The 14,170-nt window shown below is 72.1% G+C and carries 10 protein-coding genes; 3 read left to right on the top strand and 7 right to left on the bottom strand.

Going from position 1 to position 14,170, the window contains the following annotated elements:
- Window position 1: 1 nt before the first annotated feature.
- Window positions 2-1,756, top strand: coding sequence for a serine/threonine-protein kinase (locus ACMCNK_RS08295; protein WP_412735808.1), 1,755 nt, complete (start codon window positions 2-4; stop codon window positions 1,754-1,756).
- Window positions 1,757-1,797: 41 nt separating this feature from the next.
- Here ACMCNK_RS08295 and ACMCNK_RS08290 read toward each other — a convergent pair whose 3' ends face one another.
- Together ACMCNK_RS08290 and ACMCNK_RS08285 are read right to left on the bottom strand one after the other, a co-directional pair.
- Window positions 1,798-4,257, bottom strand: a complete 2,460-nt coding sequence (locus tag ACMCNK_RS08290) for a Tex family protein (protein ID WP_412735807.1) — start codon at window positions 4,255-4,257, stop codon at window positions 1,798-1,800.
- Window positions 4,258-4,327: 70 nt separating this feature from the next.
- Window positions 4,328-5,431, bottom strand: a complete 1,104-nt coding sequence (locus ACMCNK_RS08285; protein ID WP_412740783.1) for a LuxR C-terminal-related transcriptional regulator — start codon at window positions 5,429-5,431, stop codon at window positions 4,328-4,330.
- A gap of 64 nt (window positions 5,432-5,495) precedes the next feature.
- Between ACMCNK_RS08285 and ACMCNK_RS08280 the strand changes: the two genes are divergently transcribed.
- Entirely contained in the window at window positions 5,496-6,215 is a 720-nt protein-coding gene (locus tag ACMCNK_RS08280) for a PP2C family protein-serine/threonine phosphatase (protein ID WP_412735806.1), read from the top strand.
- A 23-nt stretch (window positions 6,216-6,238) separates the two neighbouring features.
- Entirely contained in the window at window positions 6,239-6,757 is a 519-nt protein-coding gene (locus ACMCNK_RS08275; RefSeq protein WP_412735805.1) for a GNAT family N-acetyltransferase, read from the top strand.
- Here the strand turns inward: ACMCNK_RS08275 and ACMCNK_RS08270 are convergent.
- From ACMCNK_RS08270 to treS, 5 genes are all read right to left on the bottom strand, one after another.
- Window positions 6,741-7,760, bottom strand: a complete 1,020-nt coding sequence (locus ACMCNK_RS08270; protein ID WP_412735804.1) for a helix-turn-helix domain-containing protein — start codon at window positions 7,758-7,760, stop codon at window positions 6,741-6,743. The two genes, ACMCNK_RS08275 and ACMCNK_RS08270, sit on opposite strands and share 17 nt — an antisense overlap.
- Window positions 7,757-8,776, bottom strand: a complete 1,020-nt coding sequence (locus ACMCNK_RS08265; protein ID WP_412735803.1) for a helix-turn-helix transcriptional regulator — start codon at window positions 8,774-8,776, stop codon at window positions 7,757-7,759. The genes ACMCNK_RS08270 and ACMCNK_RS08265 overlap by 4 nt, the downstream gene beginning before the upstream one ends.
- A 130-nt stretch (window positions 8,777-8,906) precedes the next feature.
- The gene (gene glgB / locus ACMCNK_RS08260; RefSeq protein ID WP_412740782.1) at window positions 8,907-11,021 is read right to left on the bottom strand and encodes a 1,4-alpha-glucan branching protein GlgB; all 2,115 of its coding nucleotides are present in this window, start codon (window positions 11,019-11,021) and stop codon (window positions 8,907-8,909) included.
- A 64-nt stretch (window positions 11,022-11,085) separates the two neighbouring features.
- Window positions 11,086-12,402 (bottom strand): maltokinase N-terminal cap-like domain-containing protein, encoded by a 1,317-nt coding sequence (locus ACMCNK_RS08255; RefSeq protein ID WP_412735802.1) that lies wholly within the window; start codon window positions 12,400-12,402, stop codon window positions 11,086-11,088.
- A complete protein-coding gene (treS, locus tag ACMCNK_RS08250; protein WP_412735801.1) occupies window positions 12,402-14,156 on the bottom strand; it encodes a maltose alpha-D-glucosyltransferase in 1,755 nt (584 codons plus the stop codon). Before treS ends, ACMCNK_RS08255 begins: the two co-directional genes overlap by 1 nt.
- Window positions 14,157-14,170 lie beyond the last annotated feature (14 nt).

Raw genomic sequence — 14,170 nt, 5'->3', positions numbered from 1 at the left:
GATGACGGACGAGCGCGCGGCACCGCTGTGGTCGCGTGACCCGCGCCAGCTCGGGCCGTACGAGGTGGTGGGGCGGCTCGGGCAGGGCGGCATGGGCACCGTCTACCTCGCCCGGGACGCGAGCGGCACCCAGGTGGCGATCAAGGTCGTGCGCGCCGATCTCGCGCCGGATGACGAGTTCCGGCGGCGTTTCCGCAGCGAGGTCGAACGGGTCCGGCAGGTGCCGCCGTTCTGCACCGCGGAGGTGCTCGACGCCGACCCCGACCACGAGCTGCCGTACCTGGTGGTCGAGTACGTCGACGGCCCCAGCCTCGCCGACGTGGTGCAGGACCGTGGCCCGCTGACCGCCGCGAACCTGCACAGCGTGGCGATCGGCGTGGCGACCGCGCTGACCGCCATCCACGGCGCGGGGGTGATCCACCGCGATCTCAAGCCGCGCAACGTGCTGCTCGCCCCGGGCAGCCCCAAGGTGATCGACTTCGGGATCGCGCGGGCGCTGGAGGCGACCACCGGGCTCACCCGTACCGACCAGATGGTCGGCACGGTGGCGTACATGGCGCCGGAGCGTTTCGGCGACGACGTGCGCCACACCCTGACCCCGGCGGCCGACATCTTCGCCTGGGGCGGCGTGGTGGCGTACGCGGGCACCGGCCGTACGCCGTTCGCGGCCGATTCACCGACCGCCACCGCCGCGCGCATCCTCACCCAGAAACCCAACCTGGCCGGGCTCAGCGGCCCCCTGCGTGACCTGGTCGGGCACGCCCTGGAGAAGGACCCGGCGAACCGTCCCACCGCCCGGGAGCTGCTGGATCTGCTGGTCAGCGGCGCACAGCGCACGCCGGCCGCCGCGGCCGCGCTCGCCCACCAGCCGGGGCTGCGGGCGGCCACCGAGGAAGCCCAGGCCGCCACCGGGTACGACACGAACCGGCAGCTCACCATGCTCAACCCCGCTCCGGGGCTGGCCGCGCTCGCCGACGGCGAGTCCGTGACCGAGCCGGTCGGGGCGTTGCAGCCGGCGCCACCCGAGCCGCCCGCCGGGGCAGCGCGGCGCCGCCCGGGCCGGGCCGTGCTCACGGCCGCGGCCGCGGTGCTGCTGGCCGCGGTGTTCGGGGTCGCGACGCTGCTCGCGGTCGGGCCGCCGTGGGCCGCCGGCGGGGTGGAGAAGCCCACCACGAGCACGGCGCCCACCCTGGGAGTCTCCCCGGTCATCACGGACCCGCTCGTGGCTCCGTCACTGTGGCAGCCGACCACGTACACGGACGAGCAGGCGAGCTGCTCGTTCGCCGGGGCGTTGGTGGTGCGCCGGGAGAGCCCCGGGTCGTTCCGGTGCCGCGGCCCGTTGGACCAGGTGCCCAACAACCTGCGCACCGAGGTGGATGTGCAGCTGCGTACCCCGGGCAGTTGCGCCAGCATCTGGCTGCGGTTCAAGGAGAACCGCGGCTACCAGGTGCGGTTCTGCGAGAAGGCCGTGTACGTGGGCGTGCACAAGCGGGCGAACCCGGACGTCTACAAGACCTTCCCGCTGGACAGCTCGCCGCTGGTCGTCGGGGGACCGGCGACCCACGTGACGCTCACCATCACCGGCGACACCATCGACGTGCAGCGCGATGGCGCGGAAATCGGCATCGTGCCGCTGCGGGACCGTGACCTCACCGAGGGGCGCGTCATCCTCGGCATCTTCACCGAGGAAGGGGTGCCCGACGGGCGCCCGTACGAGGTGGCGTTCCGCAACATCCAGATCTACCCCGCGACCTGACCGGTCGGGGTGGCGCGGGGACACGCCACCCCGGTACGGCCTCAGTCCTTGGTCAGGCCCGCCCGGCGCAGGGCGTCCGCCATGGCACCGCCGTTGAAGCTGCCACCGGACCCGGAGGAGCCACCCGAGCGGCCACGCTGGCCACCTTGCCGCTGCTGACCGTCACGCGGCTGGCCGTCGCGGGGCTGACCCTGCCGCTGGCCGCCCTGCGGTTGACCGCCCTGCCGCTGGCCGCCCTGCCGACCGCCCTGGCGCTGCTGGCCCTGACCGGACTGGCCCTGACCGGACTGGCCCTGACCTGACCGGCCGTCGCGGGAGCGGCCGCCCGGCTCCCGGCGCGGCGTGTCCTCCAGCCGCATCGTCAGGGAGATCCGCTTGCGGGCCTCGTCGACGTCCACCACGCGGACCTTGACCACGTCGCCGGATTTCACCACCTCGCGCGGGTCCTGCACGAACGTGTTCGACAGCGCGGACACGTGCACCAGCCCGTCCTGGTGGACCCCGACGTCGACGAACGCGCCGAACGCGGCCACGTTCGTGACCACCCCTTCCAGGATCATGCCGGGCTTCAGGTCGGCGATCTTCTCCACGCCCTCGGCGAACGTGGCCGTGGTGAACGCCGGACGCGGGTCCCGCCCCGGCTTCTCCAGCTCACGCAGGATGTCCGTGACCGTGGGCAGCCCCACCGCGTCCGTGACGAACTGCTGCGGCTTGAGCCCACGCAGCAGCGGGCTGTTGCCGATCACCGTACGCAGGTCGGAGCCCGCCGCGGCGAGGATCGTGCGGACCACCGGGTACGACTCGGGGTGCACGCTGGACGCGTCCAGCGGGTCGTCGCCGCCCGGGATGCGCAGGAAGCCCGCGCACTGCTCGAACGCCTTCGGCCCCAGCCGGGCCACCTGCTTGAGCGCGGACCGGTTCCGGAACGGGCCGTTGGAGTCGCGGTGCAGCACGATGTTCTCGGCCAGCCCGGCACCGATCCCGGAGACCCTGGTCAGCAGCGGCGCGGACGCGGTGTTCACGTCGACGCCGACCGCGTTCACGCAGTCCTCGACCACCGCGTCCAGTGACTTGGACAGCTTCAGCTCGGACAGGTCGTGCTGGTACTGACCGACCCCGATCGACCGAGGGTCGATCTTCACCAGTTCGGCGAGCGGGTCCTGCAGGCGGCGGGCGATGGACACCGCCCCGCGCAGCGACACGTCCAGCCCGGGCAGCTCCTGCGATGCGTACGGGGAGGCGGAGTACACCGACGCGCCCGCCTCGGACACCATCACCTTGGTCAGTGTCAGCTCGGGATGCCGCTTGATCAGGTCGGTGGCGAGCCGGTCGGTCTCCCGCGACGCGGTGCCGTTGCCGATCGCGACCAGTTCCACGCCGTGCGCGGCGGCCAGCCCGGCCAGCTTGTGGATCGACTCGTCCCACTTGTTCTGCGGCACGTGCGGGTAGATCGTGTCGGTGGCCACGCACTTGCCGGTCGCGTCGACCACGGCCACCTTCACGCCCGTACGGAAACCGGGGTCCAGGCCCATCGTGGCGCGTGTGCCGGCGGGCGCGGCCAGCAGCAGGTCCCGCAGGTTGGCCGCGAACACCCGGACCGCCTCGTCCTCGGCCGCCTGCCACAGCCGGACCCGCAGGTCCGCGCCGAGGTGCACGAGGATCCGGGTACGCCATGCCCAGCGCACCGTGTCGGCCAGCCACCGGTCGCCGGGCCGCCCGTGGTCGCTCACGCCGAAGCGGCCCGCGACCCGCGGCTCGAACGACGACGCGTCCTCCGGCTCCGGCTCCATGGTCAGGTCGAGCACGTTCTCCTTCTCGCCGCGGAACACCGCGAGGATCCGGTGCGACGGCAGTTTCGTGTACGCCTCGGCGAAGTCGAAGTAGTCCGCGAACTTGGCGCCCTCGGTCTGCTTGCCGTCGCGCACCTTGGCGATCAGGCGGCCCTTGGTCCACATGAGCTCGCGCAGCTCGCCGATCAGGTCGGCGTCCTCGGCGAACCGCTCGACCAGGATCGCACGGGCCCCGTCCAGCGCGGCGGCGGCGTCGGCCACCCCCTTGTCGGCGTCCACGTAGGCCGCCGCCTCGGCGCGCGGGTCGCGCTGCGGGTCGCCCAGCAGCAGCTCGGCGAGCGGCTCCAGCCCGGCCTCGCGGGCGATCTGCGCCCGGGTCCGCCGCTTCGGCTTGTACGGCAGGTAGATGTCCTCCAGCCGGGCCTTCGAGTCGGCGGCCAGGATCTGCGCTTCGAGGGCGTCGTCCAGTTTGCCCTGGGAACGGATCGACTCCAGCACGGCCGCCCGGCGGTCCTCCAGCTCCCGCAGGTAGCCCAGCCGCTCCTCCAGCGTGCGCAGCTGCTGGTCGTCCAGGGTGCCGGTGACCTCCTTGCGGTAGCGGGCGATGAACGGCACCGTCGCCCCGCCGTCCAGCAGCTCCACCGCCGCGGTCACCTGGCGCTCGCGCACCCCGAGCTCCTCGGCGATGCGCTGATGAATCGTGGTCGTCACTCGTTCACCTCTCCTAGGACTGCCGCGACGATTGTGCCCAAGCGGACCGGGCGTTGTCGCGCCGCCCCGCTCATCGCTGCACGCCGGGATGAGCGCCGGCCGGTGCGGTGCTCGCCCGGACCGCCCGCAACGCCACCTCGGTACGCGACGCCGCACCGGTCTTACGCAGCAGGTTCGACACGTGCACCGTCACCGTGCGCACCGAGATCTCCAGCGCCCGGGCGATCTGTTTGTTCGACATGCCTTCGGCGAGGCAGCCGAGCACCTCCCGTTCGCGGGCGGTCAGCTCCTTCGGCGCGGCGAGGGGTTCCGGCGTGAGCGGTCCGCCGGCGATCTGCTGCTCCGCGCTGCCCTCGGCATGCGGGCCACCGGGCTGCAGCGGCGCCGCCGCTGAGAAAGTCGTCGCCAGGTACCCGGGCAGCGGCTCGTCCACCAGCGCCGCCGGGCCCCGCCCTCCCGCCACGACCAGCAGCTCGGTCAGCCGGTACGGGTTCCCGCCGGTACGTCGCCACACCGCGGTGGCCAGCTGCGGCGACGGCGCGTCGTCCGGGTACGCGTGCGCGAGGATCTGCCCGACCTGTCCCGCGTCCAGGGCGCCCAGGTGCCGGCGGACCGCGCCGGGCACGCCGGAGAGCCGGGCAAGGCTGCGCGCGGCCAGTTGCGGGGACACCGCGGCGTCCGGCGGGCGGCTGGTGACCAGCAGCAGGGCGGGCAGGTCCGCGGCGGCCAGCTCGCCGACCAGGTTCAGGCTGGCCGGGTCGAGCGCGTGCAGATCCTCGATCACGAGGATCGCGGGCCCGGCGCCGACCAGTGCCCGTACCGCGCCCACGGCGAGCCGCAGCAGCGCCTCCGGGGTGTACCGCTCCCGGGGGACGTCCGGGTGCTGGGCCAGCCAGGCCAGTGCGTCCGGCGGCACCGGCAGCGCGCTCAGGTCCCGCCCGGCCAGCACCGCGGCCAGCCAGTCGTACGGGGCGGGGGAGTGCAGGCGCGCCGCGCCGGTCAGCACCGTGCCCGGCCGTACCGTCTGCAGCAGCGCCCCGACCAGGGCGCTCTTGCCCGTGCCCGGCTCGCCCGTGAGCACCGCGGGCACGCATCCGCCCCCGTCGTCGACCCGCTGCCATGCCCGGCGCAGCTCGTCGAGCGCGTCGGCACGTCCCACCATTGGTACCGCCATCACCACCCAACACTACGTAGTAGGTACTACAGACAGCCCGGCAGGTTCTTGGCAGTCTGGTGGCATGACGCTGGTGCTGAGCGCCGTCACGGCCACCGATCAGGGACTCGTGCGCGACAACAACGAGGATGCGGCATTCGTCGGCGCCCGGTTGCTCGTCGTCGCCGACGGCATGGGCGGGCTGCCCGCGGGGGAACTGGCCAGCGACATCCTGGTCCGCGCGCTGGCGGTGGTGGACGACATGCCCGACAGGGGCGAGCCGTTGCAGGATCTGATCTCGGCGCTGGGCACCGCCAACGAGCGGATCGAGGCGGCGGTCGCCGACGACGGCGCCCGCGACGGCATGGGCACCACCGTGACCGCGCTGATGCTGACCGGGGACGCGATGGCCGCGCTCAACGTCGGCGACTCGCGCTGCTACCTCAGCCGCGAGGGGCAACTGACCCAGCTCACCCGCGACGACACGTACGTGCAGGCGCTGGTGGATTCCGGTGTGCTCAGCCGCGACGACGCCCGCCGCCACCCGCAGCGGGCCCTGGTGACGCAGGCGGTGCAGGGCGGCCCGATCCGGCCCGCGGGCAGAATGGTGCCGGTGCAGCCGGGCGACCGTTTCCTGCTGTGCAGCGACGGGCTCTCCGACTACGTCACCGACGAGGTGATCGGGGTGACGCTGCGGGACCATCCGGACCGGCAGCAGTGCGCGGCCGAGCTGATCGCCCGCACTCTGGAGGCGGGCGCCCCGGACAACGTCACCGTGATCGTGGCCGACATCGAGGAAGGCTGACGCTGCTCACCACGGAACGCCTGGTGCTGCGCCGCTTCCGGGGCGCGGACGCCGCGCCGCTGTGCACGTACCGGTCCGATCCGGACACTGCCCGCTACCAGTCGTGGGACGCCCCGTTCGGGCTCGACGCGGCGCAGGCGTTCGTCGCGGAGATGGCGGTGGCCGATCCGGACGGTCCGGGCTGGTTCCAGTACGCGGCCGAGCGCACCGCTGACCACGTACTCGCCGGCGACGTCGGCGTGGGCACGCACCCGGACGGGCGGCACGCGGACCTCGGTTTCACGCTGGCGCCGCAGTTCCGCGGGCGCGGCTACGCCACCGAGGCGGTGACCGCGGTCCTGGACCACCTGTTCCGGGTACGCGGCATGCATCGCGTCTCGGCCGACTGCGACGCCCGCAACCTCGCCTCCGCCCGACTGCTCGAACGGGTCGGCTTCACCCGCGAGGGCCTGCGCCGGGGGTACACCTGGGCCAAGGGCGAGTGGACCGACGACCTGCTGTTCGGCCTGCTCGCCACGGACTGGCTCACCCGTCCCCGGTGACGCTGGTGCGGCACGGCGCGTGCCCGTACGCATGGTGGTAGTCGGCCCGGAACCGGGCCGGGTCGGCGTAGCCCCACCGGGCCGCGACCTCGTCCACCGTGGCGTCGGAGAACGGGCCGGCGTCGGTCAGATGCTGGTGGCAGCGGGCCAGGCGGACCCGCCGCAGGTAGGCCGTGGGGGTCGTGCCGAGGTGGCGGCGGAACGCACGCTGCACGGCGCGGACCGTGACGCGGGCGGCCCGGGCTACGTCCACGACGCCGATGTCCAGATCGGCGTTGGCCTCCATGAAGCCGACGGCGCGCGACAGCGCGGCGGTGGTGGCATCGGTGCGGTCGTAGTGGCGCGGCTCGGTCGTGCACGTGTTGGGAAACGTGGTGAGCAGGGCCGCGGCGAGCAGCCGGGCGAACGGGCCGACCAGCAGCGGGTGCGTGATGAACTCGGGAGCGCTGTGCATGCTGTCCGCGACGTAGTCGACGACCCGCAACCAACGGTGGACGTCGGCCGGGCGGCCGGGGCGTACGGCGGTGAAGGACAACGGGGTTCCGGAGCGCTCGGGGTCGTTGCGGGCGACCTCGGCGACGACCTGCGGGGCGATGCCGACCAGTGAACCCTGCAGGGCCTCCTGCCGCACCCGCTGCGTTCGGCCGGTGTGGACGTGCAGGCCGAGATCGCCGGTGCCGTACCGGATGTCGCGGTCCAAGTCGGTGCGTAATCCGCGATGGACCCGCGTCACCATGATCGGAGCTTCGGGGCCGCAGCGGTACTCGATGACGGCCTGATGGTCCAGCGAATCGAGGTGGAACGGCCGGGCGCCGAGCCGGGTGTGCCGGAACCGGTACGTGTCCGGGTGGGCGCGGATGGTCATGGCGGAGTCGAATGCGGTATTGAGGTAGGCCCGGGCGCGCTCGGGATCGGTGGTGGCGAAGTCGATCCGGTACCGGTCCTCGCGCGCGGTGTCGTCCGTGGAGGGCACCCCGGCCGCCGGCGTGCGGCGCGCGTTCATGACCGCAGGGTTCGGCTCGGCGCCCGGCCGTACGCCTGCCGGTACGCGGCCGCGAAGCGTCGCGGGTGCGCGAATCCCCACCGCGCCGCGACGGTCGCGACGGTGCTGCCGTCGCCGGGCCCGGCGGCGGCCAGATCCTCGTGGGCGCGGGTCAGCCGGACCCGGCGCAGGTAGGCCCCGGCGGTGGTGTCGCGGTGGCGCCGGAACGCGGCCTGCAACGTGCGCGGTGTCACCCCGGCGCCGACCGCGATGTCACTCACGCTGATCGGCTCGCCGGCGTGCTCGTCGATGTACGCCGCGGCCCGGCGCACCGTGGCCGGGGTGGCCGGGTCGCGTGGCCGCCGCTGCTCGGTGGTCATGGTGGTGTTCGGGAACGTGGCGAGCAGGCTGGCCGCGACCGCCTGCTCCGCCGCGGCCAGCAACAGCGGCGGGTCCAGGTCACGGCGGTAGATGCCGCGCCGGACGAACTCCACCGTGGCCAGCCACTGCCGCCGTGCCGCCGCCGAGATCGCCTGCACGCCGGTGAAGCGGACCAGCGAGCGATCGAGTCCGGTTTCCTCCTCGGCCACCCGGAGCAGCACGTTCAGCGCCAGCCGCACGCTGGTGTACCGGCAGCAGTCGTTGACCACAGCGCCGCCGTCGAGCGGCAGGAGCAGCGCGTCATGTTTGCCGAATCGGACCTCCTCGCTGCCCTGGCGCAACCGGTACCGGCCGGCGTGGATCCGGCCCGCGACGATGCACGGCAGTGTCGGCCACTCCGTGATCGTGGTGGCCGCGGTGTACGTGAACCGGCCGACCGCAAGGTCGCCGACCTGGCCGAACTCGGTGACGAACCCGAATCCGTGGGACCGTGGCCGGATCGTGCGCCGATGATCGGTGTAACGCGTGGCGAGCCAGGCACGGTGCTCGTCCGGGTCGCAGGTGTGGATCCGGGCGATGTGTGCCGGTGTGGTCCGGCGGTCGGTCGCCGCGGCACCGTTCGGCCACCGGCGTGCGGTGGTGTCCTGGTCCGGCATCGGGGCTCCCGGGGCTGCGCGTCACCTGAGGATGCGGCGGCTCACGCCGATCCGGAGGGGCCTCTCCACCCTGCCACGCCACGCAGACACACGACAGCCCTGATCCGGCCGCAATCCGATCGTGTCACCGTCACGGGCCGGCGGACTCGTGGCGCAGCCAGACCGCGCCCAGCGGCGGGACCCGCAGGGACACCGAGAAGTCCAGGGCGTGCCACGGGGTGGGTTCCGCGGTCACCTGGCCGAGGTTCCCGACGCCGGAGCCGCCGTACAGTTCGCTGTCGGTATTGATCACCTCGCGCCAGACGCCCGGCCGGGGCAGGCCGATGCGGTAGCCCTCGTGCGGGATCGCCGCGAAGTTGACCACGCACGCGAGCGTCTCGCCGCCCGGGGCGAAACGCAGGAACGAGAACACGTTGTGCTGCGAGTCCTCGCTGCTGATCCAGCGGAAACCGCTCGGCTCGGTGTCCTGTGTCCACAGTGCCGGGCTGTCGCGGTACACCCGGTTGAGGTCCTGCACGAGCTGGCGGATGCCGCCGCGCCGCGGGTCCTGCAGCAGCTCCCAGTCCAGGCCGGTGCCCTCGTTCCACTCCCGCTCGTCGCCCATCTCGGCGCCCATGAAGATGAGCTGCTTGCCGGTGAACGCCCACATGAAGCCGAGCAGCGCCCGGGTGTTCGCGAGCTTCTGCCACAGATCGCCGGGCATCTTGCCGGTCAGTGAACCCTTGCCGTGCACCACCTCGTCGTGGCTGATCGGCAGGATGTAGTTCTCGCTCCACGCGTACACCGTGGCGAACGTCATCTGGTGGTGGTGCCACTGCCGGTGGATCGGCTCCTTGACCATGTACGTCAGGGTGTCGTTCATCCAGCCCATGTTCCATTTGAAGCCGAAGCCGAGCCCGCCCAGATGGGTGGGCCGGGTGACGCCGGGCCACGCCGTGGACTCCTCCGCGATCGTCACCACGCCCGGGTTGTGCTTGTACACGGTCGCGTTCATCTCCTGCAGGAAGCTGATCGCGTCCAGGTTCTCCCGGCCGCCGTACTGGTTCGGGGTCCACTCGCCGGAGGCACGCGAGTAGTCCAGGTACAGCATCGAGGCGACCGCGTCGACGCGCAGACCGTCGGCGTGGAACTCCTGACACCAGTACAGGGCGTTCGCGACCAGGAAGTTGCGCACCTCGGTACGGCCGAAGTCGAAGACGTACGTGCCCCAGTCCGGGTGCTCGCCGCGCCGCCAGTCGCCGTGCTCGTACAGGGGCGTGCCGTCGAAGCGCGCGAGGGCCCACTCGTCCTTGGGGAAGTGGGCGGGCACCCAGTCGAGGATCACCCCGATCCCGGCGGAGTGCAGCGTGTCGACGAGGTGGCGGAACTCGTCCGGGGTGCCGAACCGCGAGGTCGGCGCGAAGTACCCGGTGACCTGGTAACCCCAGGAGCCGCCGAACGGGTGCTCCATCACCGGCATCAGCTCGACGTGGGTGAAACCGGTGTCCACGACGTACGCGGTGAGCTGCTCGGCCAGCTCACGGTAGGACAGCCCGGGGCGCCACGAGCCGAGATGCACCTCGTAGATGCTCATCGGCTCCTGGTGCGGCTTGCGCTGGGCCCGGGCGGCCATCCACTCGCCGTCGCCCCACTCGTAGCCGGACTCGTACACCACGGACGCGGTCTGCGGCGGCACCTCGGTGTGCTGGGCCATCGGGTCGGCCTTCTCCCGCCACACCCCGTCGCGGCCGAGGATCCGGAACTTGTACTTCGTGCCGGGGGCGGCGCCCGGCACGTAGATCTCCCACACCCCGCTGGAGCCCAGCGAGCGCATCGGCCAGCCCTCGTGCGCGCCCCAGCCGGTGAAGTCGCCGATGATGCGCACCCCGCGGGCGCTGGGCGCCCACACCGCGAACGCCACCCCGGTGCCCCGCGGCTGCGCGCCCAGCACCTTCCACAGCTTCTCGTGGCGGCCCTCGGCGATCAGATGCAGGTCCAGTTCGCCCAGGGTGGGCAGATGCCGGTACGGGTCGTCGAACTCGGTCCCGTCGACGTCGAGGCGGTAGTCGAGCACCGTCCCGGCCACGTCGACCGCGAAGATGCCCTCGGGGTGCACCTTGGCCATCGGGGCCTTCTCGCCGCCGAACAGCAGCGTCACCTGCGTGGCGCCGCGCCGCAGTGTCCGGATCACGGTCCGCCCGCCGTGCGGGTGCGCGCCCAGGATCGCGTGCGGGTCGTGGGTGTCCCCGCTGATCACCGCGTGCATGGCCCGCTCGTCGGCGGCCGAGGAGCGCGAGGTGCTGTGCCCGATCATCGATGTCCTCCCGTGGTCAGCCGACGAGGCGGGCGATGGCGCGCAGCGGGATCCGCGACCACCCCGGCCGGTGCCGGGCCTCGTACACGGCCTCGTAGACCGCCTTGTCCAACTCGTACGCTGCGAGCAACGGAGCCTGATCGCGCGGGTCGGTGCCCGCCGCGGCAGCGTAGCCGTCGCAGAATGCCGCCCGGTTACGATCCACCCACTCGCGGGCGCGGGCGGCGAGATGCTTCTCGTCGTCGTCGGAGTCCACCAGCAGCTGGTACGCGGCGTACTCGTAGGAGCGCAGCACCCCGGCGACGTCGCGCAGCGGCGAGTCGGGCAGCCGCCGCTCGTCGAGCGGCGCCCCCGGCTCGCCCTCGAAGTCGATGAGCAGCCACGCGGACGGCGTGCGCAGCACCTGGCCCAGGTGCAGGTCGCCGTGCACCCGCTGAACGCTGACCTGGGCGCCGGTCAGCGTCCGGAACCGCGCCTCGATGGCCGGCACGAAGGGCGCCAGATCCGGCACGGCGGCGCCCGCGGCCCGCAGCCGGGCCAGCACCGCGTCCACCGGGAACGGTGCGGGGCCCGCACCGAGCTGCTCGGCGAGCGTGCGGTGCACGCTGGCCACGGCCTCGCCCAGCCGGTACGACTCGCCGGAGAAGTCGCCGCCCACCTCGTCCGCGCGCAGCTCCGCGTCCTCCGCGAACAGGTCCCGCGCGCTGGCGGTGGCCATCGCCCACCCTTCGGCCGAGTTGGCCGCGTATTCCGTGACCATGCCCAGCGCGCACGGCTCACCGCTCTCGGTGGTCTCGAACGAGCCGAGCAGCCGCGCCACGTGCGGGTTCCCGGCGCGGCCGAGCACCCGGTTCAGTTCGATGTCCGGGTTGATGCCGGTGGCCACGCGCCGGAAGACCTTGAAGATGGCCTCCTGCTCGTAGATGACGCTGGTGTTGGTCTGTTCGGCGTCGAACACCCGCGGCTCCGCGTCGACCGGCAGTGTCACCCCCGGTTCCGGTTCGAAGACGACGTCGCCGACGGCCTCGCCCGAGGCGACCAGCGACAGCAGGTACCGGTCCGCGTGGGGGTCGTACAGCGCGTCGTAGCCGGTGCGCTCGCCGTCGGCACCGATCGTGGCGATCGCGGCGAACTCCGCGATCGGGCCGGAATTCCAGGCCACCAGAACCTGATAACGCTCCGAGCTGCCGTCGGTGTACGTGACGTCGACCAGGACCAGGTCGAGGTTGTCGCGCAGTGCGGTGGACGATGCCGGTTTCGCGGACTCCAACGTGCGGGTCCGGCCCGCGTACCAGCGTTGCCGGGGCAGCCAGTCGACGAACGGCAGCGACATCACTTCTCCTCCGAGCGGCACAGCTGGAACCAGTAGAACCCGTGCCCGGGCAGGGTCAGCAGGTACGGCAGGTGGCCGATGCGCGGGAAGTTCACGTGGCCGGTCAGCTCGACCGGCGTGTATTCGTTCCAGTGCTGCAGATTGAGCTCGATGGGCTGCGGGAAGCGGGACAGATTGTTGACGCACAGCACCACGTCGTCGCCGGCCTCGCGCAGGAACGCCAGCACGGACGGGTTGGAGCCACCCAGCTCACGGAACGTGCCGATCGCGAACGCCTCGTGCCGGCGGCGTACCGCCAGCATCGTGCGGGTCCAGTTCAGCAGCGACGTCGAGTTGTCCCGCTGGGCCTCCACGTTGACCGCCTGGTAGCCGTACACCGGGTCCTGGTTGGCGGGCAGGTAGAGCCGGCCGGGGTTGGCGGTGGAGAAGCCGGCGTTGCGGTCCGGCGTCCACTGCATCGGCGTACGGACGCCGTCGCGGTCGCCGAGCCAGATGTTGTCGCCCATGCCGATCTCGTCGCCGTAGTACAGCACCGGGGAACCGGGCAGGCTCAGCAGCAACGCGGTGAACAGCTCGATCTGGTTGCGGTCGTTCTCCAGCAACGGGGCGAGGCGGCGGCGGATCCCGACGTTGGCTTTCATGCGCGGGTCCTTGGCGTACTCCGCGTACATGTAGTCGCGCTCTTCGTCGGTCACCATTTCGAGGGTGAGCTCGTCATGGTTGCGCAGGAAGATCCCCCACTGACAGTTCTCCGGAATCGCCGGGGTCTGGGCCAGGATTTCGGAGATCGGGAAGCGGGACTCCCGGCGTACGGCCATGAAGATGCGCGGCATCAGCGGGAAGTGGAACGCCATGTGGCACTCGTCGCCGCCGGTCGCCGGGTCGCCGAAGTACTCCACCACGTCGGCGGGCCACTGGTTCGCCTCGGCCAGCAGCACCCGGCCCGGGTACTCGTCGTCGATCACCTTGCGGCAGTGTTTGAGGAACGCATGGGTGGCGGGCAGGTTCTCGCAGTTGGTGCCCTCGGCCTCGAACAGGTACGGCACCGCGTCCAGCCGGAAGCCGTCGATGCCCAGGTCGAGCCAGAACCGCAGCGTGTCGAGCATGGCCTCCTGCACGGCCGGGTTCTCGTAGTTGAGGTCTGGCTGGTGGGAGAAGAACCGGTGCCAGTAGAACTGCCGCCGCACCGGGTCGAACGTCCAGTTCGACTCCTCGGTGTCCACGAAGATCACCCGGGCGTCGGGGTACGGCTCGCTGGTGTCGCTCCACACGTAGAAGTCGCCGTGCGGGCCCTCCGGGTCGTTGCGCGACGCCTGGAACCACGGGTGCGAGTCCGAGGTGTGGTTCATCACCAGGTCGGTGATCACCCGGATGCCCCGCTTGTGTGCCGCGTCGAGCAGCGCCACGAAGTCGTCGACCGTGCCGAAGTCCGGCAGCACCTTGTAGAAGTCGCGGATGTCGTAGCCGCCGTCGCGCAGCGGGGAGTCGTAGAACGGCGGCAGCCAGAGGCAGTCCACGCCCAGCCACTGCAGGTAGTCCAGCCGCTCGATCAGCCCGCGCAGGTCGCCCGAGCCGTCGGCGCCGGAGTCGTAGAACGCACGGACCAGTACCTCGTAGAAGACCGCCCGCTGGAACCACGTCCGGTCCGCGGGCAGGGCGTGCGCGTGGCCGAAGTCGCCCGCGCTGGGGTGCTCCACCACGCCGTGTTCGAGGTGACTGCCGTCCGCCGGGTCGAGATGACTCGCCTGGTCCATCTTTTCCCACCTAC

The organism is Krasilnikovia sp. MM14-A1259 (assembly GCF_047159535.1).
In the GTDB taxonomy this organism is placed as follows: Bacteria; Actinomycetota; Actinomycetes; order Mycobacteriales; family Micromonosporaceae; genus Actinoplanes.
This window is presented reverse-complemented; position numbering and strand designations above follow the sequence as displayed.

What these genes read in the sequence shown, in the direction of transcription:
- treS (WP_412735801.1), bottom strand. Translation starts at nt 14,156, where the DNA reads ATGGACCAGGCGAGTCATCTCGACCCGGCGGACGGCAGTCACCTCGAA.
- ACMCNK_RS08270 (WP_412735804.1), bottom strand. Translation starts at nt 7,760, where the DNA reads ATGAACGCGCGCCGCACGCCGGCGGCCGGGGTGCCCTCCACGGACGAC.
- glgB (WP_412740782.1), bottom strand. Translation starts at nt 11,021, where the DNA reads ATGCACGCGGTGATCAGCGGGGACACCCACGACCCGCACGCGATCCTG.
- ACMCNK_RS08285 (WP_412740783.1), bottom strand. Translation starts at nt 5,431, where the DNA reads ATGGCGGTACCAATGGTGGGACGTGCCGACGCGCTCGACGAGCTGCGC.
- ACMCNK_RS08265 (WP_412735803.1), bottom strand. Translation starts at nt 8,776, where the DNA reads ATGCCGGACCAGGACACCACCGCACGCCGGTGGCCGAACGGTGCCGCG.
- ACMCNK_RS08255 (WP_412735802.1), bottom strand. Translation starts at nt 12,402, where the DNA reads ATGTCGCTGCCGTTCGTCGACTGGCTGCCCCGGCAACGCTGGTACGCG.
- ACMCNK_RS08295 (WP_412735808.1), top strand. Translation starts at nt 2, where the DNA reads ATGACGGACGAGCGCGCGGCACCGCTGTGGTCGCGTGACCCGCGCCAG.
- ACMCNK_RS08280 (WP_412735806.1), top strand. Translation starts at nt 5,496, where the DNA reads ATGACGCTGGTGCTGAGCGCCGTCACGGCCACCGATCAGGGACTCGTG.